Here is a 22824-nt window from a genome sequence, read left to right on the forward strand (position 1 = left end):
ACGTTTTGAAAGGAATGCCATGACAACACGACTCTCATCCGAGGCACGCGCCAGCCTGGCCGAAGTGCTGCCCGAGTGGCACCAGGTGGTCGGACGCGACGCCATCCAGCGCAGCTTCACGTTTCACGACTTCAACGAAGCCTTCGGCTTCATGACGCAAGTCGCGCTCAAGGCGGAAAAGATGGACCATCACCCGGAGTGGTTCAACGTCTACAACCGTGTGGACATCACCCTCTCGACGCACGACGCCGACGGCCTCACGCAACGCGACGTCGACCTGGCGCTGGCCATCGACCAGTTCGCCGGCGACCGCGCGTCGCGCTAACCTTCCCCGTCCTTCACGCGCTCAGCGCTTCGGCGCGAGCAGCGTGCCGCGACAGGCCTTGCTGCCGCAGTGGCAAGCGTATTCGCGTTTGAGTTTCTTGGTATAGCGGGCGTCGATCACAAGACCGTAATCGTAGAAAAGCTCTTCGCCCGCATCGATATCGCGCATCGCATAAATATAGACGTGCTCCCCTTCCTCGCGCGCTTCGCAGTTCGGCGAGCACGCGTGGTTGATCCAGCGAGCATTGTTCCCGTCGACCTTGCCGTCGATGCAGCGACCGTCTTCCAGGCTGAAGTAGAACGTATGGGTCGGATGATCCGGATCGTGCGGATGGCGACGCAACGCCTCGCGCCACGAAATGATCTCGCCCTTGTACTCGATCACGCGATCCCCTTTCTTGAGGCGCTTGACCGCATACACACCCTTACCGTGGACGCCCGACTTCCTGACTTCGATTCTGCGCTTGGCTGCCATCTCTATGCGATGAGGTTTCGTGGATGCAAAAAAGCGCAGTGTACAGGCACGCGACGGTCATGTGCGTGACAACGACAGACGAAAAAAAACGTCACCCGGTCGCGGATGACGTTCTCCCCCTTGATTCGCCCAGCGCCGGGATCCCACCCGAGCGCAGCGAATACCGGCCCGGCGTTCAGCTCTTGCTGTAAAGCTTCCAGACCTTGTTGCGCGTCGCCAGGTCGGCTTCCTGGTGCGCATTGCAGTCGATCGCAAGACGCGAATCGTCGTACGTCGTATTGAAATAGTTGCAGTGGTACATGCCCTTGCCGCGCGGCGCAGCTTCGAAGTGCTCGCAGGTCAGGCACATGCGTTGCTGCGGCATGTCCCCTCGGCTCTCCATTGTGGACATGAGCTTGACGAGCATGCGGTACAGCTGTGCCCGGTCCTTCTCGCTCAGCACGTCGGCAGCCGTCGTCACGAAGCTTGCCCATTGCGAAGCCCGTTTAGCGGACGTGCGGCCCTTGGCCGTCAGGCGCAAAGCCAGCGCTCGACCGTCGTTGGCATCGCGACGTTTCTCGACCAGGCCCTTGCTCTCAAGCGTACTCACGGCCTCGCTGACCGTGGCCGATGTGAGCGCGGCATCCTCCGCAATTTCGCCCAGTCGCATCGGCACGCCGCGCATGAGCAGGAGCGTGAGAATCTCACCCTGCGTCGGCGTCAATCCAGACAGTGCCGCGCCTTCCCAGGCGTGGCTCCGTAACGCAGTTCCCATGCGCAGCAAGCTTGCCGTGACGCGCTTGGAAAGCGGTTCATCAAGTGGGGTCGGGGTAGCCATGATTTTCGTTAGGATTTCTAAAAACTAAACGTCGATAAAACAGCTTGTCAAATGAACTCACGGGCGGTGCATCACACGTCTCTGCCTATTGCTTCGTATATTTCGGCGCCCCGCCCGGGGGAAACCCTAAGCCACTTCCGTGTCGATACTCGACGGCGAGTCGCTGTTGAACCTGCCGCCCCACCACGATTCCATTGTGTGTTCTGAGTTTAATTTTGGCGTATCAGTTCTTGTACTGATCTCCCAAATCCTACTCATGATGTTTACAAAATATTGGTGTCCTGCGCACTTGTGCAGCGAAACGTCGCATCGAAAAAAACGTTTCGCATCCCATGCGAATTACATCGCTCGCTGAATTGATGTAACGCGCGGCGGCGTGTCGAAGCACGTCGTACCCCAGACCAATTCTCACCTCGCTCGCAAAGCCTCTCCAGACGTGGCTCGTAGACCGTAACGACGCGCAGCACGTGCGCAGCGTCCCTGTTACGTCCCCTTCCAAAATCACTAGATATTCGAGACAACGCTGCCTTGCCCGTGTCATGGCGCGCGCGCACAGACTCCCCTGCGTTTAGGACAGAACGCAAATGATTTGAAACACAACCGTCGATCGTCAGTGGCCGAGGGTCGTGCTGCGCGAAAAAAAAGGGAAAGAACTGATCGGCGTGTCGGCAAGCGAGTGCTGCGGAACACGCGAATTGAGAAATTTGACCAAAAGGAGGCTGTCGCTCGTTACGGCCAGCAAAACCAACATCATTCACTTCTTACACCACGTACGGCAGGTCCGGGATTCGGCGTGGCGAGATTGTAGCCGCGAACCGGTCGGCCAATGTGAGAACGTCAAAATTATCCACAAAACCGTGTTTTCGGGGGTGCTTTGCACAATATTTAAGCGCCTGTGGATAACTTTATGGATAAGTTATCGGACTAGTCGTGCATGGGTTCGGGATAAGTCGCGAATCTTTCCACAGGGGTCGAAAACTGTTCAGAGTTGTTCTCTGGATACCCGCTGTTTGTCCATCCAGTTCTCATTCCGGCAACTTCCTGTTTACTCAACGTTTACTGTGGTTATCCACAGAAGTTGGCTGCCTTTGTTAACTACTACTATGTATACATACAGTAAACCTATTAAAACCTTAAAACCTTGCTGTGAGCCACGCGAAAACGGCGAAAAAGCCTGTTGCACCGAACAGTGGAGAAAGTGAAGAGCGCAGCGCCTGCGATGCGTGATTCGACGGATTTCGGTCCTGCAGAACGCCGTGGCGCAAAGGCTTGCCTCTGAGCGAGACGTAAAGCTGCCGCAGAGCCCCTGCTGCAAAACCGTCGGGCAAGAAAAAACCCCGCCGAGGCGGGGTTTCGTCAAACCGGTTGTCTGACAACCGACAGACCTTGCAACAAGTGTTTCAGGCTACGCGGCCCAGCGAAGACACTGCTGACGAACCATCTCGTTGAGCGACTTGGCGTCCGCATGGATCTCGCGCAACCAGACAGCGTCGTTCTTTCCTGACGACACGAGCTGACGAATATCCTCACAGGCCGCTTCGGCTTCGAGGACGGCAGCATGCGGTTTGATGAGTTCCAGGGTCTTCGCAATGTGATCGCCCAGCATGGAGCGCTCACCCGTCTGCGGATCCACGTAAGCGCCTTCCAGACCGAAACGGCAGGCCTCGAAGCGATTGAACGTGTAGACGAGGTAATCGTCCTCGCTGAGTTTGAACGGACGCTCGTTGAGCAAATAATGGGCCAGAGACTGGATGTAACAGGCGATAGCGGCCGCCCGGTCCACCGACAAGGGGGTATCCATCACCCGGACCTCGATCGTCCCAAAACCCGGTTTAGGACGGATATCCCAGTAGAAGTCCTTCATGCTCTCGACCACGCCCGTTTTCACCATCTTGTCGAAGTAGGTCTCAAATTCGGACCACTCCAGGACAAACGGCGCACGACCCGACAGCGGGAACGCGAAAACCGAGTTCAGGCGGGCCGAATGGAAACCGGTGTCCACCCCCTGCACATAGGGCGACGAGGCCGACAGCGCGATGAAATGGGGGATGTAACGCGACATCGCGTGCAGGAGGTACAACGCGCTGTCCGGATCCGGGCAACCGATGTGGACGTGCTGTCCGAACACCGTGAACTGCTTGGCCAGATAGCCGTAGAGTTCGGACAGGAAGTGAAAGCGCGGGGAGTCGTAGATCGTGCGCTCGCTCCAGCGCTGGAAGGCATGCGTGCCGCCGCCGCACAGGCCGACGTTGAGCTGGTCGCTGGCAGCCACCAGTACGTCGCGCACACGACGCAACTGGGTGACGGCATCGCTGTGGTGATGGCAGATGTCCGTCGACAGCTCGATCATGCTTTCCGTCATCTCAGGCTTGATCTCGCCCGGATGCGTCTCCTTGGCGACGAGCCGCATCACATCGGACGCAGCCTTGGTCAGATCGTAATCGTGACGATTGACGATCTGCATCTCCAGCTCCACCCCGAAGGTGCAAGGCTTCGAGGGAATGAATTCTTCTAATGACATGGCTTAATCCTTCCGTTCACCGACAAGGGCCAATGCCCAATAGACCACCAGCGGGCCAGCCAGTTGCAGCAACGCGATGGTGCACATCACCACGGCCTTGAGCATCGGGTCGAACTGCGGGTAGATGTCGTACGTGTCGGCAACGAGTACGAACGCGAGACTGGCCATCGGGCACAACGACATCCCGAGCGCGACGGCTTGCTTGTAACTGATACCGGCCTGATGAGCGACCGCTACGGTGCCTACGACCTTGGCGATGCCACGCACGACGATGATCGCCAGCGCCGCCACTCCGCCCAGCACGACGTATTGCCACTGGAACGCCAGCGACGTGAGGACGAACAGCACCACGGCGAGCAACCAGCCCGCCGTGCCGAAATACGCTGGCCAGAGCTGCGGACGCTCATCCAGATTCCGGAAAATGATCCCGGCGAGCAGCAGCGTGAGCGAGTTCGGCAGCTTGAGCATGTGCACCAGCGCCACCATCAGCATGATCAGACCGATCAGCATCACGAAAGCGTGATGGTCCTGGCTGCCGAATTGACGGAAAACCAGATTGCAGGCCTTGGCCAACACGAACGCCAGCACGATCGAGCCGATCAGCAGATACAGCGGATGGAACAGCACCACCCAGAAGCTGGAGTGGTAGGCCTGGTGCATCCAGCCGTAGACGAGCTTGACCGCTACGACCGCGTAGACGCTGTTCAGGGCGGCCAGCGCCAGCAGACGCTCCGTCACCTGCCCCTCGGCCCGCAGCTCGTTCTTGAGCTGGATGACCACCGCTGGCGACGTCGCCATGCTGATGGATGCGATCAGGACCGCCGTGAGCGGCGAGATGCTGAAAACGCGCAACACCACGTAGACCGCGATGAAGGTGAGCAAAGCTTCGAGCGCGCTGGTGACGATGATCCAGGGATTGGCCCGCATCCATTTCAGGTTGAGGCGGCTACCCAGTTCGAACAGCAGCAGACCCAGCGCCAGGTCGATCAGCAGCCGGATGGCCGCGCTCGTCTGCGCGTCCAGCATTGAGGAAAGACCCAGGGTGCCACCGACCAGCCCGACCACGGCGTAACCGGTGATGCGCGGCAGGCGCAGTCTCCGGAAACAGATTTCCCCCGCGAGACCGGCAAATACCAATGCCAGCCCTGCGAAGAAAACGGGATCGGGCGTCGGCGGCCAGCCCGGAAAAAGGGACAGTTCCGACGTCATTAATGCTCGCTTTGCGCCGCTTGACGGCGCATCAAGTGGTGAAAAGGAAAGAAAGTCGCGCGCGGGGTTGCAGATGAAAGGACAAATGCGCGACGGACCCGAAGGGTTGGGGTCATTTTGCCACAGACGGTTTCCAAGGCTTTCAAACGGTCGTCTCGACGGCCGCCGCCCCGTCGCACGGGCGTGTCCGGCCGCGTCACCGCCCGTCGCCGGATTTCTGCAAAGCGTTCAGGGAGACGGACCGACCTTCGGACGCCTGAGATCGGCTCTGAGGCAGGAAAGTACGGGGGCCAGCGCCGGAGGCGTGCCGCCCCCGCATGGGGCGGACGTTAAACCCCTAAAGGGTCAGATTCGATTTATTGAGAGTGCTGGCACTTTCGGAGAACCGGCCTATGACGCAGTAGATTCGCCTGCGGCGAAGGGCGCGAATAACGGCTAGCGCTGGGTTTTGCCTGACGATTCGGGCGTCCTGTCGCCCCTGCCGCCGCTCTCGTCACGGCTTGCGCAGTGCGTGCATCAGATAGCGCGCCGGATCGATGGCGTCCGCCAGATCGCCGCCGATGGGCCAAGGTTCGCCTTCGATCTGGCTGGCGACCAGCTCCGCGCACAACGACGCGAATACCAGCCCCCGCGACCCGAATGCGAAGCTCGCGTACAAGCCGTCGAGCCGTGGCAGATCCCGCAGATGCCCACCGGTCAGACGCCGCCGTAGCGGCTCGATGGCGCTCAGATCCGGCAACTGCCCCGCCATCGGCAGACGATCGGGGACCATCGCGCGGAACGCCGTGCGCCCGCCCAGCTCGGCGGCGGCGCTCTCATTGGCGAGGCCCGCGTCCCCGAACAACTCGGCATGGGCCGGGAGAAGCGCAGCGAGGCGTCGCAGATTCGCCTGATGGTCGGCCAGACGCACTTCCTCGGCCGGATCGTCGAAACCGTAAGTCGCACCCGTGACGGGGCCAGCACCGCCCAGAGGGGACGGCGCGACATAGCCATCTCCACAGACGGGCACGCGCAGGCCGGGCAAGACATCGGGCGGCAGGAAAGTCAGTTGCCCGCGCACCCGACGTACCGGGAGGAACTCGGGCGCGATAAAGGGCGAGAGCAGCTTTTGGGAGGCGTCGGCCGCCGTCACGATGATGACATCCGCATCGGCAAGCACACGACCCGCGTCGTCAAGCGCCGTCCAGCGGCCGTCCTCACGGCGCTCAAGCTGTTCGACGCTCACACCGTAACGCGCATCGAGCGACGGCCCGGCAGCGACCAGCTCGGCGCGGCAGAGCATCGAGGGTGCCAACCATCCCCCCTCCGGATACCAGACGCCGCCATACGCGAGCGTCTCCCCGGCGAGCGCCGAGGCCTGCTCGACGTCCACCCATTTCGCATACGACTCCGGATACGCGTGCGCATCCATGAGTTGCTGCAAGGCCTGCGCTTCCGTGTCGGACGTGGCGACCTGAAGCAATCCGTCGGCGTGTCCGGGCAGACCGCCGGGCAGCGTGCGCCATTGGGAGAGCGCGTAGAGAAAACCGGCGCGCGTCAGTCCCGAGAGTACGTTGTCGTCGACCGACAATTGCGGATGGAAGACACCGGCCGGGTTGCCCGAGGCGGCGGTGCCCGGGGCCTGTGCCCGTTCGAACAGACGGACCCGCCAGCCGCGCGCGACGAGCCGTCGTGCCATCGCTGCTCCTGCCATGCCCGCCCCGACGATGATGGCTTCCCGTGCACGCGGCGCGGGTGCGGGCGGCGGATCGTAGCGTCGCATGCGGTACGGCGGCGCGTACGGTCCGGCGAGCATCGAGCGCTTCGGCTCGTCGCCGTCATTCGGCACGACCTGAAACCCGGTGGCCACGAGGTCGTGTCTGACCTGCTCCTCTGCCGTGTACGTCGCCAGCGTTGCGTCATCGCGTGCAAGTCGCCCGAGCGCCTTAAAGACCTCAAGTGTCCAGAGATCGGGGTTCCTCGCCGGGGAGAACCCGTCGAGATAAAACGCATCCGCCCCGACGCGCAGCGTCGGCAGCAGCTCGGCGACATCACCGAAGCCCACGCTCAGCACGACCCCCGGGGTCAGTTCCAACCGGTGCCAACCCGCCACTGGGGCGGGCCACACGTCGCATAGCCGCTGCACTAGCGGCGCGAGTTCGGTCATACCCGGCTGCACGAGCATGGGTTCGAGCATGCGGCGCAGATCCACCGGCCGGAACGGAAACTTCTCGATGGAGACGAAGTGCAGCCGCGCGGGACGTTGCGGGTCTTCGCGCCAGGCGGCCCACGTCGCCAGAAAGTTAAGGCCCAGACCGAAGCCTGTCTCGACAATGACGAACTGATCGCGGCCGCGCCAGCGCCCGGGCAGGCCGTTGCCTTCCAGGAATACATGGCGCGCCTCACCCAATGCGCCGTCGGCGCGGTGATAGACGTCCCTGAACGCTTCCGAGTACGGCGTGCCGTCTTCGGTCGCCGACGGCTGCGCGGGAACGAGCGGGCCAGTGCCCGGGCGGTGGCTCATTCCCCGCCCCGCTCTTCGGTCACGATTTCAATCAGCCCGGGCAGCGAGACCACGCCCAGCCACTTCCCTTCGACGCCTGTCACCGGCACCCAGTCGGCGTGCATCTTGCCGACGGAGCGAAGCGCGCTGACCAGCGCCATATCGCCGTCGAGCGCCTTGCACGGCGTGACGGTTTCCGTCCACAGTTCCGGCTTGCCCGTGGCCTGTCGACGCCACCAGCTTGCGGCGTCGAGCGTGCCGATCAGGCGACCGTCTTCCGCGCGCACGACAAGATTGCGGTAGCCGGTCTCGACGAAGCGCTCTCCGATGGCGTCCGAGCTGTCGGCGGCGCTCACCACGGCGTCGTTATCTACTGCCAGCGACGACAGCCGCATCTCGCTGCCCTCGCCCGTCATCGAGAGCCAGCGGCCCGCCACCAGATTACGCCGCAGCGACTTGGCGTACACCGAGTCGGCGCGCAGCGTGTGCGCCGTCAGATAGGCCGTGACGCACGCGAGCATGAGCGGCAGGACGACCTGATAGCTCAGTGTCATCTCAAAGATCATCAGAATCGACATCAGCGGCGCGTACGTCGTGGCCGCCAGAAACGCGCCCATGCCGACCACGGCGTAGCTGCTCGCGACCGATGCCGTCGACGGCGCTAGCGCGTTCATCGCCAGCCCGTAGAGGCTGCCGAGCGCCGCACCCACGAAGAGCGTCGGCGTGAAGACCCCGCCCACGGCGCCCGAACCGGCGGACGACGCGGTCGCCAGTACCTTGAAGACCAGCACCATCGCGAGTGCCTGCCATGCCCAGTGCGTATGCAGGATCGAGTTCACGACGCTGTAGCCATTCCCCCAGACTTGCGGCACCTGCAACGACAGCACGCCCACGATCAGCCCGCCAATCGCGAGACGCAGGAACAGCGGGACGGGCAAGGCGCTGAAGCGTTGCTTCGCGGTGTCGAGCAGGCGCAGGAACAGCGGCGCGAGCACCCCGGCCAGCACGCCGAGACCGACGTAGAAAAAGACTTCCCAGCCGGAGACGAAGTCGAAGCGCGGCATCTGATAGACCGCGTCGTAGCCGAGGAACTGGCGGATCACGATGTTGGCGATGACCGACGCCACGACCAGCGGCCCGAGTGTGGCCGTCGAGATCGAGCCGTAGACGATCTCCGAGATGAACAGCGCGCCCGCGATGGGGGCGTTGTAAGCGGACGTGATACCCGCCGTTGCACCACAGGCAACCAGCAGGCGCAGCCGCTCGGGCGGGAACGCGAGAATGCGGCCGACGAGCGACGCGAACATCGCGGCGAGCTGCACCATCGGCCCTTCCCGGCCAATCGACGCACCCGACGCCACCGAGCACAGCGACGACAGACTTTTGACGAGCGTCTGACGCAGACTCAGCACGCCCGTGCCGATGGCAATGGCTTCCATGTAGTCGTCGGAACCCTTCTTGGGCACCCAGAGCGTGGCGTACTGGAGGATGAGCCCGGCGATCAGGCCGCCAGCGGTGGGCAGCAGCAGGCGCTGCCACCAGTTGAAGTTCAGCGCCAGCTCGACCATGCCGCTGTGATGACCGGCGAGGAGAAATTGCAGACCGGAGAGTGCTTCACGAAACGCCACGGTCGCCAACGCCCCCAGCAGCCCGACGATGCCAGCGAGCAGCAACGTAATTTGCAGGGTGTTCGGTGCGAACTGACGCCGCACCCACACAACGACGGGCGATTTGGCCCAGGCGGACACTGCTGACACGGATAGAAGACAGTTGTTGTCGTAGTTGGGCCTCATGGTATCGATCGACGCCTTTTTTTGAAAGCGCACGGCCCGGCGAGTGATTTTTGCCGCGAAAACTGAGGATTGCTCAGGTAACGTAATTTTCAGAGGGAATTTTGTCGGGGACGCTTACAGCGAGGCTCGCTGGGGCGAATCGGGCGAGATTCGGATGGAGAAAATCCGACGCGGATTTTTTCGAATCGAATTCCGCCGCTTCGTTTTGTTCGACGCGATTTCGGGGCGAGTGATTTGCCGCTCCCGCCGTCGGCATGGATTTGGCGTCAAAGGACTCCGTAAACGTCGATTTTCCGAAGGACGCCTTTCCGGCCAAATGAAAAACTGAGACTTGCTCATATAAGGCGTTTTTCCGTGCCTCGTTTGCACCGGATCGGGGGGTTTTGCGGCGCAGCGCCGCGACCGTCGATTTCCCCCAACCGAGCGTATTTACCTCGATGAATTCCGATGGCTACCGCTCCGGCAGGGCATTTCTGAATCGTATTCAGATAAAGGTAATTTTCGCGGTCTGAACGCGACGCGGGGCGCGATTTCTGGACGTTCTCCGGGGTTGGTCCGCGGCTACACACAGGGCAGACGGAAGCCGCGATGCCATCGGTCCCGATGCTTTGCCTGCCTTGTCGACCGGGCGCAAGACCGCGCCGTCGCCGCCCTTCCCCGTCGACGGGCGCGACCGGTGCGATAACCCGGTGTCGACGTTTCCGACCGTGCAAACTACGCCGTCGCGCATATCTTCCGACGATTCTTCGCGCTGGTCACATTCCACGCGGTGAAATAGAATGGCGCGCAATTGAATTGGAACTGAAGCGTAATACCCGAATGGCAGTGAGCAAAAAGGCCGCACAAAAAACGCCCGTGCGTCTGGAAGATCAATTGGGCTTCGCGTTGTACTCCGCATCGCTGGCGATGACCAAAGCACACAAACCGATGCTCGACAGACTCGGTCTGACCTACTCGCAATACCTCGCGATGGTCGTGCTTTGGGAGCAGGACGATATCGCCGTCAATCAGTTGGGCGCGCGTCTTGGACTCGACTCCGGCACGCTGACCCCTTTGCTGAAAAGACTGGAAACCATGGGGCTTTTGACGCGTCGTCGCGGTGAAGTCGACGAACGTCAGGTGTTCATCGATCTCACGCCACGCGGCGTAAGCCTGCGTCGCGAGGCACGTCAGGTGCCCGCGCAGGTGCAGGCAGCAACGGGGCAGTCGGACACCGCGCAAAAGACATTGCGCAACCTGCTTCTGCAATTGCGCGACGCCCTCAACGACGCTTAGTCAAAACAAAACGCGCGCCTCCTTGCGGAAAAGCGCGCGTCATTCAGTTGTGCGCAATCGAATGCGCGACCGTCAGGGATCAGTGCGCTGGCACAAGCATTTCCATGCCATCGATTTTCTCGACGGTGTAGCCCGCGTCACGCCATGCGTCGAGCCCGCCGAGCAGCGGACGCACCTCCGAAAATCCCTGTCGACGTAGTTCTTGCGCCAGTTTTGCCGCCGTCACTTCGTTGGGACACGCGCAGAACACTACGATCCGGCGATCGCGCGGGATGTCTTTCAGCTTAGCGGCGATCTCGTCCGGCTCGATAGCCAGTGCCCCCGGAATCGTGAACGGATCCACGGCGCGGCGCGCGGCCGAGCGCACGTCGATCACGACCGGCGTGATGTCGTCCTTCATCCACGATTCGAGCGTCTGCACGCCGATGCGGGCCATGCGCAGCGAGCGCAGCAGCCGGTAACGGTTGAGCCAGCGGTTGAGCAGGTACAGCGCGAAGATCAGCACCACCAGCCAGAGCACACCGCGGCCAAGCGTATCGAAGGCGTCGAGCACCGCGACGATGTGCGAGGCAAAACCGACGCCGAGCGCCACGGCCAGCCCTGACCAGAGTACGGCACCAATGGCGTCGTACATCAGGAACGTGCGCCACGAGACACCGAGCGCGCCAGCCATCGGCACCGACAACGCCGAGAGGCCCGGCACAAAGCGCGCGAACATCAGTACCCGCACACCGTGACGTCCGATGGCCCCTTCGGTGCGGCTCACGCACGTGTCGGGCGAAATCGACAGACGGCACATGAGGCGCAGGATGTGGTGGCCGTATCGGCGTCCGGCGAGGAACCAGAGCGCGTCGCCCAGCAGTGCGGCAAAGACTGCCAATGCGACGATCCACATGGGCGGGAACAGTGAAGTCGAGGCCGTCACGATGAGCGTGGGATAGGCGGGCAACGGCAGCCCCAGCGCCTGTCCGAAGATATTCAGAAAGACGAGCCAGAGCCCGAAGCGGGCGATGAGATCGAACAACATGCCGGGTACCTGTTGGCAGAGAAACGTTGCGGGGGAACCAAAACGCAAATACGCCCCATCGGGCGCGATACCGCATGTTAACGCTGTGCCGTGACGCTCAGAAGCCGTGAAGTCGAAAAGTATTGTTGCGGATCTGGAACGATGACCGTGATGCACCGGGAACACACGTCCCAATCGCGCCGATAGTGCCCGGCGCGATTGGGGCAACCGGGTGTCAGTGGCCCATTGCCGCCGACGTCCCTTTCTTCGGTTTAGTCAGCCAAACCAGCGCCGCCATCGCGAGAAAGACATATCCCGACAGATGGAAGATGTCGTTCGTCGCCAGCATGAAGGATTGCCGCGTGACGAGGTCGTTCAGCACCCCGAGGTCCGCGCCGTTCGTGAGACCTAGCCCTTGACGGAGCTGGTCGAGGTAGCTCGTCGTGGCGTCGGAGTATGGCGTGACGTGCTCGACGAGCCGCGCGTGATGGTAGATCGCGCGATCCTCCCACATCGTCGTACTGACCGCCGTGCCGATGGCGCCCGAGAGCGTCCGGAAGAAGTTCGACAAGCCCGAAGCCGCCGCCAGACGATCGTCCGAGATGCTGGAAAGCGTGATGGTCGTGACCGGCACGAAGAAGCACGCGATGCCGATGCCCTGCACGAGTCGCGGCTCGATGACCTTCGCGAACGACAGATTCAGCGCGAAATGCGAGTTCCAGAACGACACCCCCGCGAACACGAAGAACGCGAATGAGGCCACGGCGCGCAGATTCAGCCGGTTCATGTTCTGCCCGATGATGGGTGAGAGAACGAGCGCCAGCAGGCCCACCGGCGCTGTCGCAAGCCCTGCCTTACCCGCGGTGTAGTCCATCACCGTTTGCAACCACAGCGGGAAGATCACGACCGACGCGAAGAACGTCATGAAGCCGAACGAAATCACCACGACGCCCAGCGCGAAGTTGCGATCCTTGAACAAGGTGAGATCGACGATCGGTTTGTCGGACGTCAGCTCCCACAGGATCAGGAACGACAGACAGATCGCGGCGGTGAGCGCGAGGGTGACGATCAGGCTGTTGTTGAACCAGTCGCGATCTTTGCCGAGGTCGAGCATCATCTGCAACGAGCCGACGCCGATGGCCAGCAGCGCGAGACCGATCAGATCGATGGGCAGTTTCTGCGTCTTCGTTTCATGCCCGCGCAGCAGGATCCAGCACGATACGGCGGAGAAGATGCCGACCGGTACGTTGATGTAGAAGATCCACGGCCAGGTGTAGTTGTCGGTGATCCAGCCGCCGACGACGGGACCGAAGATGGGTGCGACGATGACGGTCATGGCCCACAGGCCGAGCGCAAGACCGCGCTTTTTCTCCGGGAAGCTGCGCAGCAGAATCGTTTGCGAGAGCGGCACCATCGGGCCGGAGACAAGCCCTTGCAGCAGACGGAAGAAGACCAGCGACTCCATGTTCGGTGCGAGGCCACACAGCATCGATGCGATGGTGAAGGCCGCCACGGATATGACGAAGAGCCTCGCTTCGCCCACGCGTCGCGCAAGCCATCCGGTGAGCGGCACGGCAATGGCGGCGGCCACCGCGTACGAACTGATCACCCACGTGCCCTGACTGTTCGACACACCCACGCTCCCGGCGATGGTCGGCACGGCAACGTTGGCGATGGACGTGTCGAGCACCTCCATGAACGTGCCCAGTGCAAGTCCCACGGTGAGGATCGCCAGTCGTGCGCCGGTGAGCGGCGCGCCTTGCGGCGGGGCGGCGGAGGATGCCGTGGCGGCGTCTGCCATGTAAAACGTCTCCCTGTATTGGTGGCCGGACGATGTCGGCCCCGGTAGCGTCCGGCGTCCGTGGCATCGCAGCCAAAGTCTTCCCCGGATGGTGCCGCACATCCTGCGCGCTGTGCGACGCAGGTTTGGAAGCGAGTCTCTAAATTGTCAGCTTGCGCTCGTAACTCTCTCGCAATTTAGCTCATCTTGCGTGAATCACGCGCCCTGCAAGGGTTTGCGACCGGCCCGGATCGGGGCGTTCGGGGCTGGCGCGGCGATTCACCGGCGGCAGCCGAACGTCGGACGTTTTTGCCCCTTGACGGCGTTCGGGCGGCGGGATTGAATCGCCGGTAGCGCCCGACGTTAGCGATGCAACGTCGCAGTCCCCGGGGCGCTGTCGTCGCTTTATCGATGTCGTGCAGGCTCAAATAAGAAACGCTCGTCCACCGCCTACCGGCGTCCCGGCGACAGCAAAATCACAGGATAAGCCCATGCAGCCAGGTAGCGTCGTTCCTCTTTATTACAGCGAATTCCTTGTCCTGCTTTCCTTCGTGATCTCGGCGCTGGGGGCCTATGTCGCGCTGGTCGCGGCGTCGCGCATTCGTGACGAAGACGGACGCATCAGCCTTGGCTATCTCTCGGTGTCTGCGCTCGCGCTCGGCGGGATCGGCATCTGGGGCATGCATTTCATCGGGATGGCGGCGCAGCGCATGCCGTTCCCCGTCTCCTATTCCCTCTGGCCGACCGTTGGCAGTCTGGTGCTTGCCGTTGTCGTTTCCGGGGCGGCGCTCTGGTTCGTGGCTCGTGCGCCGTATCGCAATATCCTCCAATGCACGATTGCGGGCGTTGGTGCGGGACTCGGCGTGGCTGGCATGCACTATCTCGGTATGAGCGCGGTGCGCACGCAAGCGTATTTCGAATGGGACACCACGATCATCGCGCTGTCCGTGCTGATCGCCATTGTGGCGGCGAGCGTGGCGCTGTGGCTGGCGTTCCATCTCGAAACAAGTCTGCAACGCGCACTGGCGGCGCTGGTGATGGCGGTCGCAGTGTGCGGCATGCATTACACGGGCATGCGCGCCGGGACGATCATCTGCGCCGCCGAGACGCGCGCGCAGGTCAGCATGCGACTCGGGGGCGATACGCTGCCGTATGGTGTGTTCGCCATTGCCTGCGTGGTGCTGCTGGGCATGGCGGTGCTGCTGTATCGCACGTCGCGCAGACGACGTGAGCGCATGGCCGCGCGGCTCGATGCGCTCATGCGTCAGCGTGCGGGGCATGTCTGAGGCGCGCCTTTCGGACGTCGCGCCGAATCCATTGAATCCATGAAAAACGCCGACCTGTCTTTCGACGGGTCGGCGTTTTTCATGTGTTGCCTACCAAGCACCTTACGGCGCAGCACGATGTTCAGTGCAGGATCGGGCTTGCTCCGACAGGCATGACGTCGCCTGTTTCAATCAGGTCGACGATATCGAACGGTTCAGTGTTGAGTTTGCGCGATGCACCGGGCTGTCCGGCATACCACTCAACCATCGCCATATGACCCAGCACACGGATTACGATGCCGATGGCACCCCGCGGCACTGCAATGTGATTGGATTTTACGATCGATCCGACTTGCACTTGAGCCTCCTGCGAATGACGAGAAACCGATACGCCGACCGGACGGCCGGCACATCGTCATCCGACTATACCGTATTGCGTTGCGGGCATTGCCGATTTCTCGGCGGACGTCTCGAAAAAGCCGTCGTGTTGTCCGCCAGGCTGTCCGCTATGGTGCTCGGCTAACAAGCGATAGTGCGGCCCGCGCGGTGTGCGCACCGAATGCACGAGGACGTAGCCGTCGCAATGCCAGATCAGTGGAGGCGGATAGAGATCCGACGGCGCGCGCCGCGCATGACGCAGCAGCGACACGTGGGGACGGAAGGACTGCGTCACGACCCGTGCACCGGTGGCGCGCCATTGAGAGAGCAGCGTGTTGCGGGTGGCGACGAGATGGTCAGGCACGCTCGGTGCGCCCGCCCAGACGATCTTCCTGTCCGACCAATAGCCCAGATGATCGAAGGTCAGCGTGAACGGTTCGAGCGGCGTGCGCTGCATGAGCGAGAGCAACACGGGCAGACGCGCAGGATCGACCTCGTCGAGGAAGGCGAGCGTCAGGTGCAACGTCTGGGCGCGGAGTACGCGGCCGCCGCATTCCGAATGCGCCGACACGGCCCACTCGTGAAGCTGCGCGCGCACACCCGGCCCCGGCCAAAGCGCAAGGAAGAGTCGCATGAGAACACCAGGGAATGGATCCAGCTGATGATTCTCATAGTAGGCGGGCGTTCAGGCGAATGCCAGGTGCTTCCCTTGCCGGTTTCGGCAGCCCGAGGCGTGGCCGCCTCGTCCGATTCGTTCGATATCAGTTCGTGGAGATGCCCGGCGTGATGCCTCGGCGATTGCGTCGCGGCGTCTCAGGCGGCTTCTCCTCGGCCTTGGGCGCGGGCGGACGCGTGATGGTGTTCCAGTTGTTCTGGATGGCGGTGTCGGTGGTGTCGCGAGAGACCGCGCGCGAGATATCGGCGCTCGGATTGAACACGGACGAACCGCCTGCGGGGGCCGCGTTATTGGCCGGTGCAGGCGTGTTTTGCGCGTGTGCGTGCGGGGTGACGAGCAAGGCGGCCACGATGGCGGCGGGCAGCGTCATCCACAGCACTTTATGGAGCGACTTCTGCGGCGACTTTTGCAGCAAAGATGCGCTCGGCGCGCGGGAGGCGAAACGGGATGTCGAGTCGTGGGCCATCGGATGTCTCGTGCGAGAACACGTACGACGGCCGACGTTTGTGCCCGGGAGGGCTAACGTCGGCTGACGTCTGTCTTCTCGCTATTGTCGATAGGGGTCAGTAACTGCCGGGCGGCGGCTTCCAGCCCGGGGGCGGAGGCGGCGGCGGCGCATAGCGCTGAATCGGCTGCGACGATACCATGTCGCCGCGCACGGGAACGCGATTGCCTGAGGCGTACATGCACTGAACGTAGGCCTGATCATAGCGGCTTTGCGTCAGGTATGCAGACGACTGAGCGCTGCCCGCGCCGATGGCGCCGCCCGCTAGCAGACCGGCCCCGGCCCCGATGGCAGCACCCGATCCGCCGCCGATGGCGGCACCCGCTGCCGCGCCCAGCGCGGTGCCGAGCACGGCGCTACCGATGGCGCTGGTGTTGGCGGCCGTGGCGGTATCCACGCCACCGTTTTGTCCGGATGCGTATTGGCGGCAGGTGAAGTCGTCTTGCCGGAACTGATCGAACGATTTCCCTGTGCCGGGCAGCGCCATCATGCTCGGCCCGTTAGGGACCACGACGCAACCCGCAAGCGTTGCTGCGGCGATAACAGCGGCGACGGGGGCCGCAAGACGTTTCAGGCGAGGCTGCGAGTCGAATGACATCACGTGTTTCCCGATTAGTTCGATGCCGGTTGCGCGGGCACTTCGCGCCATCCGGCCGGACACGTTTTCACGTAGGGATAGTAGGCACCCGCCTTGTCGCAGTAGTACCAGGTGTCGCTGTTCGCGCCGGGCTGATCGTATTGCGCACCGGCTTGCGGTTGCTCGACGTACTGCTGCGGTTGGCTGGGAACGACGACGAGGGGCGGCGCGTAATACGGCGACGGCGCGGCGTACGGATAGGCGTAGGGGTATGGGTAATAGCCGGGACCGACCCAGACGCCCACGCGGCCATGCCAGGCGAAGGCGCTGCTGCTGGCCATAGCAGCGGCCACGGCGACGAAGCCGAGGACAACAGGAAGACGTTTCACGACACGGACCTCGAAGAACCCTGGAGCTGATGTCTCCGAGTCTAGGCCCGACGCCCCCGCGGAGCAATTACGATGCCTGTTAGAAGTGTTTCAAAGCATTACCTTTTGGGGGCGGGCGACGGTGCGGGAGATGGCGTGGACGGTGTATCGAAACGTGTATCGCAAGTGCTCAGCTACAAGTGGTTACACGTGCGGGGACCCGTGGGGTGAGCGTCTTAAGATCCGCTTAAGCTTGGCTTCGCATACTGGGTTCGTCACTCGCACACCACTCGCATCGCAAGTGCCGCTCACAGAGGCCCATCATGAACTCGCAAGAAATGCAGACCCTTCAGAGCTTTCTGACCCAACTCACGCAAGCGCAGGCAGGCGTCAAGGACGAACAGGCGGAAGCGTTGATCGCCGACGCCGTGCGCCGTCAGCCGGATGCCGCTTACCTCCTCGTGCAGCGTGCGTTGCTGCTCGACCATGCGCTGGTCTCGGCGCGCGCGCAGATTGCGACGCTGCAATCGCAATTGCAGGCAGCGCAGGCATCACAGGGTGCTCAGGGCGGCGCTCACGATTCGTTCCTTGGCGGAGGTAATGCGTGGGGGAATGGCGGGAATGCTGCGGGCGCGACGGGCGCGGTGGGGTCGACTGGCGTAGGCGGGTATAGCGCGGGCCCGGCGGCTGCGCAGGCGTCGTATCCGACGCAGATGCAGGCACCGGCTCAGGCGTCGCCTCAACCGGCTGCACCGGCCCAGCGTTCCGGATGGTTGAGCGACGGCGCACGCGGCACGCTCGGCAGCATCGCGACGACCGCCGCTGGCGTGGCGGGCGGCGCTTTCCTCTTCCAGGGCATCGAGAGCCTGTTCCACCGCAACGTTGGCGGCGGCTTCTTCGGTCAACCGGCGATGGGCGGATTGGGCAGCGGCATGATGCCCTCGGAGACGATCATCAACAACACGATTTACGAGAACGGAAACGGTAGCGGCAGCGGTGGCGGAAACGGCAGTGGAAGCGACAACTTCCTGGACACGTCGAACTCAGATTTCTCGAATATCGACGACGGCCTGATGGACACCGGCGACTACGACGACGATTCGAATTTCATTTGAGTTCGTTCCTGAGGGGCCGTCTGCTCGGCGGCCGTCTCAGGCGGGGTCGACATCGGTTTGCGATTGCGTACCCGTTTCCAATGTTTTCATTACCTTGTCGAAGTCGCTTTCAAATAGACGGTCCTGCACAACGCGGTATTTCTCGAACTCACTCTCGGCGTGCGTTTGGGCAATTTTTGCAGATACCTTGCCGCTGTTCTGTAGAACTTCTCGATCGTCAAATGCCAGGAAGGCGTCCAGGCGTTTGGACCAGTCCTCCATGCTCATCGGAATCTTGCGTCGAGCACGTTCTTCGGCGAGTTCCAGGTACGCGTTGACGATCCGCCCGAGCGAATCCAGCTCATCCTTGAGCAGATAGTTCTTTGCTACCGCGACGTCAGTTTTCAATATCTTGCCGTCGGGCGCGCTGGCCCACGACATAAGCCCCATATGAGGCTTATTGCTATCAGCGCGATTTCTGATTAGCTCTGCCGCCGTCTGTCCGTGGATCGCGAAATGCAGCTTGTTCTGCACTTTTGCGAAAAATGCCTTACTAGTCGGTGCGTTCTTGTTGTAGTCAACGCTCGTTGCGTAGATGTCTGTAATTTTCTGGTAGAACCGTCGCTCGCTGAGACGTATTTCTCGTATTTCAGCCAGCAACCGGTCGAAGTAATCTTCACCTAGAAAACTGCCGTTTTCCATGCGCTGGCGGTCGAGCACGAAGCCCTTGATGGCGAAGTCACGCAGGACGCTGGTCGCCCACTGACGAAACTGGGTGGCCCGAATGGAGTTGACGCGATAGCCGACGGAAATAATCGCGTCGAGATTGTAGAAATCCACAGATCGCGAAACCTCGCGTGAACCCTCTTGCTGAACTATCCGGAATTTCCGGATAGTTGCTTCAGGTACAAGCTCATCGCTGGCGAAGATGTTCTTAAGATGTTCGCTGACGGTCCGCACGTCGACTCCGAACAGCTCAGCCATCAATTTTTGGGATAACCACAAGGTCTCGTCCTCGTAGCGTGCCTCGATGCTCTGCTCTCCGGCCTGCCCGGTGAAGATCAAAAACTCTGCAGTGCTGTTGCGTATCAGCTTTGTACTACTCATCCTCTGTCTCCCCTCACTTCCCAATACAAAACCGACTGAAAATCACCCCCAGCAAATCGTCCGAGGTGAACTCGCCGGTGATCGTGCTGAGTTGCTCTTGCGCGAGACGCAGTTCCTCGGCGAAGAGGTCGAGGGCACCGGCGTTCTGACGCGCGTGCGCGTCCGCCATCTCGACGTGATCGCGCGCCGCGCGCAGCGCCGACAGGTGACGCTCCCGCGCCAGGAACACACCTTCGTTGCCCGCCTGCCATCCCGCGATCTTCAGTAATTCGGCGCGGAGGAAATCGATCCCCTGCCCACCCTTCGCCGACAAGCGAACGCCCAACGGCGCGGTGCCTTCCTTCGGCAATACCGTCGCTGGTTCGCCCGCCAGATCCGTCTTGTTGTACACACGCACGATAGGCACGTGCTTCGGCAATTGCGTCGCGATGACTTCGTCTTCCGGCGTCATGCCCGTGCGCGTGTCGAGCAGGTGAAGCACGGCATCTGCCTTCGCGATTTCACTCCAGCTGCGCTCGATGCCGATGCGCTCGACCTCGTCCTCCGTCTCCCGCAAGCCCGCCGTATCGATGATGTGCAGCGGAATGCCGTCGATCTGAATCGTCTGCTGCACCTTGTCGCGCGTAGTCCCGGCAATCGGCGTGACGATGGCCAGCTCTGCGCCTGCCAGTGCATTGAGCAACGACGACTTGCCCACGTTCGGCTGACCCGCGAGCACGACGTTGATCCCCTCGCGCAGCAACGCGCCCTGCTTCGCCTGCGACAGCACCTGCGCCAACTGAGCACGGATGCGTTCGAGTTGCCCGAACGCGTCGGCGGCTTCCAGAAAATCGATCTCTTCTTCCGGGAAGTCGAGCGTCGCTTCCACGAGCATGCGCAAGTGAATGACCAGATCCACCAGCGAATGAATTTCGCGCGAGAACGCACCGTCCAGCGACCGGCTCGCCGAGCGTGCCGCCGCCTCGGTGCTCGCCTCGATCAGGTCGGCCACCGCCTCCGCTTGCGCCAGATCGAGCTTGTCGTTCAGGAACGCGCGATGAGTGAATTCCCCCGGCTCCGCAAGACGCACCCCAAGCTCTGCCCCTTCGTCGATACAACGCTGTAAAAGCAATTGCAGCACGATGGGACCGCCGTGCCCCTGCAACTCCAGGACGTCCTCGCCGGTGTACGAATTCGGCCCGGGGAAGTACAGCGCGATACCGCGATCGAGCGCATCGCCCGCACCGTCCAGAAACGGCAGATACGACGCGTGACGCGGCTTGAGCGGCCGACCGACCAGACGCGCGATGACACGCTGCACAGCCTCGCCACGATGCTTGCCGAAGGAGACGCGCACCACGCCGATACCGCCGCGTCCGGGGGCGGTGGCAATGGCGGCAATCGGAACGGTGGAGACGGTAGCGCTCATGGAACGATTCGTTGGAAAACAGTGGCTTATTTTGACATGCACCAAACAAAACCGCCCGCGAGAGACTCGCGGGCGGCTATGTCAGTCAGACGGTCGGACCTGAATCGTCAGGCCGCCTTTTCCTTCTTTTTGGTACCGAGCATCCGGTTGATGGACCATTGCTGCGCGATCGACAACGTGTTGTTGACCACGTAGTACAGCACCAGACCCGACGGCAGGAAGAGGAACATGACCGAGAAAATCAGCGGCATGAACATCATCATCTTGGCTTGCATCGGATCCGGCGGCGTCGGGTTCAGCTTCGTCTGAATGAACATCGACACGGCCATCAGCACCGGCAGGATGTAATACGGATCCTGCGTCGAGAGGTCATGAATCCAGCCCAGCCACGGCGCGCCGCGCATTTCCACCGACGAGAGCAGCACCCAGTACAGCGCAATGAACACTGGAATCTGAATCACGATCGGGATACAGCCACCGAACGGATTGACCTTCTCGGTCTTGTACAGCTCCATGAGCGCCGCGTTCATCTTCTGCGGGTCGCTCTTGTAGCGCTCGCGCAGCGCTTGCATGCGCGGCGTGATTTCCTTCATGCGCGCCATCGACTTGTAGCTTGCGGCCGACAGCGGGAAGAACACCAGCTTGATGATCACGGTCACGGCGATGATCGCCCAACCCCAGTTGCCGATCAGCGCATGCAGCTTCGAGAGCAGCCAGAACAGCGGCTTGGCAAGGATCGTGAAGTAACCGTAGTCCTTCGTCAGCTCCAGGCCCGGTGCGATCTGCTCGAGCATGTGCTCTTCCTGCGGACCGGCGAACAGACGCGCATCGACCGTCTCGCTGCCATTCGCCGGAATGCTGGCGAGCGGCTCCTTCACGCCAACGCGATACAGGCCGTTGTCGAGCTTGCCGATGTAGTTGTCGCGCGTCGCGCCTTCCTTCGGAATCCAGGCCGTGGCGAAGTAATGCTGCACCATGCCGATCCAGCCATCGCTCGACTGCTTGACGTACTTCGCCTTGTCCTTGTCGATGTCGCTGAAAGTGATCTTCTGGAATTTCTCGTCGCTGCTGTAGACCGTCGGGCCCGTGAACGTGTGCGAGAACTTCGCGCCGCTGATTTCACGGCCGTCACGCACCAGTTCCATGTACAGCGTCGGCTTGATGGCGGCGTCGGTCTTGTTGACGATCGTGTTCGACACGTCGATCACATAGCTGCCGCGATGGAACGTGTAGGCACGCACCAACTGCAGGCCGCCCTTGACCGGCGATTCGAACTTCACGGTCAGCGAGTCGCCCGTCATCGTGGTCGGGCCCGGCACTTGCGTGAAGATGTCGTTGTGGTTCGGGAAGTCGCCGCCGATCAGACCCGTGCGAGCGTAGTACTGATGGCTCGGGGTGTTGTCGAACAGCACGACGTGCTTGTCGGCCTCGTCGGCGTCCGGCCACTTCGTGAGCGCGAGGAACGACAGCGTGCCGCCCTGCGTGCTGATGTCGGCTTCATAGACGTCGGTCGTGATACGGACCTTTTGCGCGGTCGCCGTGGCGGGTGCATTACCCGGTGCGGCGCCTGCGGCGGCAGCGGCATTGGCCGATTGCGGCAGGTCGTTGGCCGGCGTCTGGTTGTTACCCGTGGCGGCCGGGGCGGAAGCTTCCGGCGTCGGGAAGAACAACGACGAATGGCCATTGGCGCGTTGCCAGTTGTCGAAAAGCATCACGACAGACAGCGCGAAAATGACCCAGAGTACGGTGCGTTTGATGTCCATG

The 22824-nt window shown here is 62.1% G+C and carries 20 protein-coding genes; 4 read left to right on the forward strand and 16 right to left on the reverse strand.

Annotation, left to right across the window (positions count from 1 at the left end):
- Positions 1-19 precede the first annotated feature (19 nt).
- Positions 20-325 carry a 4a-hydroxytetrahydrobiopterin dehydratase gene (locus ACIQWO_RS09705; RefSeq protein ID WP_039394212.1) on the forward strand — a complete coding sequence of 102 codons (306 nt, stop codon included), beginning with the start codon at positions 20-22 and terminating at the stop codon, positions 323-325.
- A gap of 21 nt (positions 326-346) precedes the next feature.
- Here ACIQWO_RS09705 and ACIQWO_RS09710 read toward each other — a convergent pair whose 3' ends face one another.
- The 6 genes from ACIQWO_RS09710 to ACIQWO_RS09735 all read right to left on the reverse strand — a co-directional run bounded on the left by ACIQWO_RS09710 (position 347) and on the right by ACIQWO_RS09735 (position 9621).
- Positions 347-799 (reverse strand): SET domain-containing protein, encoded by a 453-nt coding sequence (locus tag ACIQWO_RS09710; protein WP_046290246.1) that lies wholly within the window; start codon positions 797-799, stop codon positions 347-349.
- A gap of 175 nt (positions 800-974) precedes the next feature.
- Positions 975-1616, reverse strand: coding sequence for a MarR family winged helix-turn-helix transcriptional regulator (locus tag ACIQWO_RS09715; protein ID WP_039394218.1), 642 nt, complete (start codon positions 1614-1616; stop codon positions 975-977).
- Between the two features lie 1405 nt (positions 1617-3021).
- Positions 3022-4137 carry a YbdK family carboxylate-amine ligase gene (locus tag ACIQWO_RS09720; RefSeq protein WP_402822535.1) on the reverse strand — a complete coding sequence of 372 codons (1116 nt, stop codon included), beginning with the start codon at positions 4135-4137 and terminating at the stop codon, positions 3022-3024.
- A gap of 3 nt (positions 4138-4140) precedes the next feature.
- Positions 4141-5346: a cation:proton antiporter gene (locus ACIQWO_RS09725; protein WP_402822538.1), complete on the reverse strand. Its 1206-nt coding sequence runs from the start codon at positions 5344-5346 to the stop codon at positions 4141-4143.
- Positions 5347-5839: 493 nt separating this feature from the next.
- Complete coding sequence (gene mnmC / locus ACIQWO_RS09730; protein ID WP_402822541.1) at positions 5840-7849, reverse strand: bifunctional tRNA (5-methylaminomethyl-2-thiouridine)(34)-methyltransferase MnmD/FAD-dependent 5-carboxymethylaminomethyl-2-thiouridine(34) oxidoreductase MnmC; 2010 nt, start codon at positions 7847-7849, stop codon at positions 5840-5842.
- On the reverse strand, positions 7846-9621 hold the full coding sequence (locus tag ACIQWO_RS09735) for a ClcB-like voltage-gated chloride channel protein (protein ID WP_402822544.1): 1776 nt from the start codon (positions 9619-9621) through the stop codon (positions 7846-7848). The genes mnmC and ACIQWO_RS09735 overlap by 4 nt, the downstream gene beginning before the upstream one ends.
- Positions 9622-10440: 819 nt before the next feature.
- Here ACIQWO_RS09735 and ACIQWO_RS09740 point away from each other — a divergent pair.
- Entirely contained in the window at positions 10441-10896 is a 456-nt protein-coding gene (locus tag ACIQWO_RS09740; RefSeq protein WP_402822547.1) for a MarR family winged helix-turn-helix transcriptional regulator, read from the forward strand.
- Positions 10897-10975: 79 nt separating this feature from the next.
- Here ACIQWO_RS09740 and ACIQWO_RS09745 read toward each other — a convergent pair whose 3' ends face one another.
- Together ACIQWO_RS09745 and ACIQWO_RS09750 are read right to left on the reverse strand one after the other, a co-directional pair.
- On the reverse strand, positions 10976-11923 hold the full coding sequence (locus ACIQWO_RS09745; RefSeq protein WP_402822550.1) for a DedA family protein/thiosulfate sulfurtransferase GlpE: 948 nt from the start codon (positions 11921-11923) through the stop codon (positions 10976-10978).
- Positions 11924-12137: 214 nt separating this feature from the next.
- Positions 12138-13703, reverse strand: coding sequence for a DHA2 family efflux MFS transporter permease subunit (locus ACIQWO_RS09750; protein WP_402822553.1), 1566 nt, complete (start codon positions 13701-13703; stop codon positions 12138-12140).
- 470 nt (positions 13704-14173) lie between these two features.
- Between ACIQWO_RS09750 and ACIQWO_RS09755 the strand changes: the two genes are divergently transcribed.
- Positions 14174-14968: an MHYT domain-containing protein gene (locus tag ACIQWO_RS09755; protein WP_402822556.1), complete on the forward strand. Its 795-nt coding sequence runs from the start codon at positions 14174-14176 to the stop codon at positions 14966-14968.
- Positions 14969-15089: 121 nt separating this feature from the next.
- Here ACIQWO_RS09755 and ACIQWO_RS09760 read toward each other — a convergent pair whose 3' ends face one another.
- From ACIQWO_RS09760 to ACIQWO_RS09780, 5 genes are all read right to left on the reverse strand, one after another.
- Positions 15090-15305 carry a hypothetical protein gene (locus ACIQWO_RS09760; RefSeq protein ID WP_402822559.1) on the reverse strand — a complete coding sequence of 72 codons (216 nt, stop codon included), beginning with the start codon at positions 15303-15305 and terminating at the stop codon, positions 15090-15092.
- A gap of 57 nt (positions 15306-15362) precedes the next feature.
- The gene (gene thpR / locus ACIQWO_RS09765; protein ID WP_402822562.1) at positions 15363-15959 is read right to left on the reverse strand and encodes an RNA 2',3'-cyclic phosphodiesterase; all 597 of its coding nucleotides are present in this window, start codon (positions 15957-15959) and stop codon (positions 15363-15365) included.
- Positions 15960-16086: 127 nt separating this feature from the next.
- Complete coding sequence (locus ACIQWO_RS09770) at positions 16087-16467, reverse strand: hypothetical protein (RefSeq protein ID WP_402822565.1); 381 nt, start codon at positions 16465-16467, stop codon at positions 16087-16089.
- Positions 16468-16564: 97 nt separating this feature from the next.
- Positions 16565-17104, reverse strand: a complete 540-nt coding sequence (locus ACIQWO_RS09775; protein ID WP_402822568.1) for a hypothetical protein — start codon at positions 17102-17104, stop codon at positions 16565-16567.
- A 14-nt stretch (positions 17105-17118) separates the two neighbouring features.
- Entirely contained in the window at positions 17119-17472 is a 354-nt protein-coding gene (locus ACIQWO_RS09780) for a hypothetical protein (protein WP_046290257.1), read from the reverse strand.
- 302 nt (positions 17473-17774) lie between these two features.
- Here ACIQWO_RS09780 and ACIQWO_RS09785 point away from each other — a divergent pair, with 302 nt between their 5' ends.
- The gene (locus ACIQWO_RS09785; protein WP_402822571.1) at positions 17775-18566 is read left to right on the forward strand and encodes a DUF2076 domain-containing protein; all 792 of its coding nucleotides are present in this window, start codon (positions 17775-17777) and stop codon (positions 18564-18566) included.
- Between the two features lie 36 nt (positions 18567-18602).
- On the opposite strand, the gene ACIQWO_RS09790 is transcribed toward ACIQWO_RS09785, so the two are convergent.
- The 3 genes from ACIQWO_RS09790 to yidC form a co-directional block, all read right to left on the reverse strand.
- On the reverse strand, positions 18603-19652 hold the full coding sequence (locus ACIQWO_RS09790; RefSeq protein ID WP_402822574.1) for a virulence RhuM family protein: 1050 nt from the start codon (positions 19650-19652) through the stop codon (positions 18603-18605).
- Positions 19653-19665: 13 nt separating this feature from the next.
- On the reverse strand, positions 19666-21060 hold the full coding sequence (mnmE, locus tag ACIQWO_RS09795) for a tRNA uridine-5-carboxymethylaminomethyl(34) synthesis GTPase MnmE (protein ID WP_402822576.1): 1395 nt from the start codon (positions 21058-21060) through the stop codon (positions 19666-19668).
- 107 nt (positions 21061-21167) lie between these two features.
- Positions 21168-22823: a membrane protein insertase YidC gene (gene yidC / locus ACIQWO_RS09800; RefSeq protein ID WP_402822578.1), complete on the reverse strand. Its 1656-nt coding sequence runs from the start codon at positions 22821-22823 to the stop codon at positions 21168-21170.
- Position 22824: the final 1 nt, after the last annotated feature.

Source organism: Pandoraea sp. NPDC090278, assembly GCF_044772185.1.
In the GTDB taxonomy this organism is placed as follows: domain Bacteria; phylum Pseudomonadota; class Gammaproteobacteria; order Burkholderiales; family Burkholderiaceae; genus Pandoraea.

What these genes read in the sequence shown, in the direction of transcription:
- ACIQWO_RS09745 (WP_402822550.1), bottom strand. Translation starts at nt 11,923, where the DNA reads ATGTTGTTCGATCTCATCGCCCGCTTCGGGCTCTGGCTCGTCTTTCTG.
- thpR (WP_402822562.1), bottom strand. Translation starts at nt 15,959, where the DNA reads ATGCGACTCTTCCTTGCGCTTTGGCCGGGGCCGGGTGTGCGCGCGCAG.
- ACIQWO_RS09790 (WP_402822574.1), bottom strand. Translation starts at nt 19,652, where the DNA reads ATGAGTAGTACAAAGCTGATACGCAACAGCACTGCAGAGTTTTTGATC.
- ACIQWO_RS09770 (WP_402822565.1), bottom strand. Translation starts at nt 16,467, where the DNA reads ATGGCCCACGACTCGACATCCCGTTTCGCCTCCCGCGCGCCGAGCGCA.
- ACIQWO_RS09785 (WP_402822571.1), top strand. Translation starts at nt 17,775, where the DNA reads ATGAACTCGCAAGAAATGCAGACCCTTCAGAGCTTTCTGACCCAACTC.
- ACIQWO_RS09735 (WP_402822544.1), bottom strand. Translation starts at nt 9,621, where the DNA reads ATGAGGCCCAACTACGACAACAACTGTCTTCTATCCGTGTCAGCAGTG.
- mnmE (WP_402822576.1), bottom strand. Translation starts at nt 21,060, where the DNA reads ATGAGCGCTACCGTCTCCACCGTTCCGATTGCCGCCATTGCCACCGCC.
- yidC (WP_402822578.1), bottom strand. Translation starts at nt 22,823, where the DNA reads ATGGACATCAAACGCACCGTACTCTGGGTCATTTTCGCGCTGTCTGTC.
- ACIQWO_RS09740 (WP_402822547.1), top strand. Translation starts at nt 10,441, where the DNA reads ATGGCAGTGAGCAAAAAGGCCGCACAAAAAACGCCCGTGCGTCTGGAA.
- ACIQWO_RS09720 (WP_402822535.1), bottom strand. Translation starts at nt 4,137, where the DNA reads ATGTCATTAGAAGAATTCATTCCCTCGAAGCCTTGCACCTTCGGGGTG.
- ACIQWO_RS09755 (WP_402822556.1), top strand. Translation starts at nt 14,174, where the DNA reads ATGCAGCCAGGTAGCGTCGTTCCTCTTTATTACAGCGAATTCCTTGTC.
- ACIQWO_RS09715 (WP_039394218.1), bottom strand. Translation starts at nt 1,616, where the DNA reads ATGGCTACCCCGACCCCACTTGATGAACCGCTTTCCAAGCGCGTCACG.
- ACIQWO_RS09750 (WP_402822553.1), bottom strand. Translation starts at nt 13,703, where the DNA reads ATGGCAGACGCCGCCACGGCATCCTCCGCCGCCCCGCCGCAAGGCGCG.
- mnmC (WP_402822541.1), bottom strand. Translation starts at nt 7,849, where the DNA reads ATGAGCCACCGCCCGGGCACTGGCCCGCTCGTTCCCGCGCAGCCGTCG.
- ACIQWO_RS09775 (WP_402822568.1), bottom strand. Translation starts at nt 17,104, where the DNA reads ATGTCATTCGACTCGCAGCCTCGCCTGAAACGTCTTGCGGCCCCCGTC.
- ACIQWO_RS09710 (WP_046290246.1), bottom strand. Translation starts at nt 799, where the DNA reads ATGGCAGCCAAGCGCAGAATCGAAGTCAGGAAGTCGGGCGTCCACGGT.
- ACIQWO_RS09725 (WP_402822538.1), bottom strand. Translation starts at nt 5,346, where the DNA reads ATGACGTCGGAACTGTCCCTTTTTCCGGGCTGGCCGCCGACGCCCGAT.
- ACIQWO_RS09705 (WP_039394212.1), top strand. Translation starts at nt 20, where the DNA reads ATGACAACACGACTCTCATCCGAGGCACGCGCCAGCCTGGCCGAAGTG.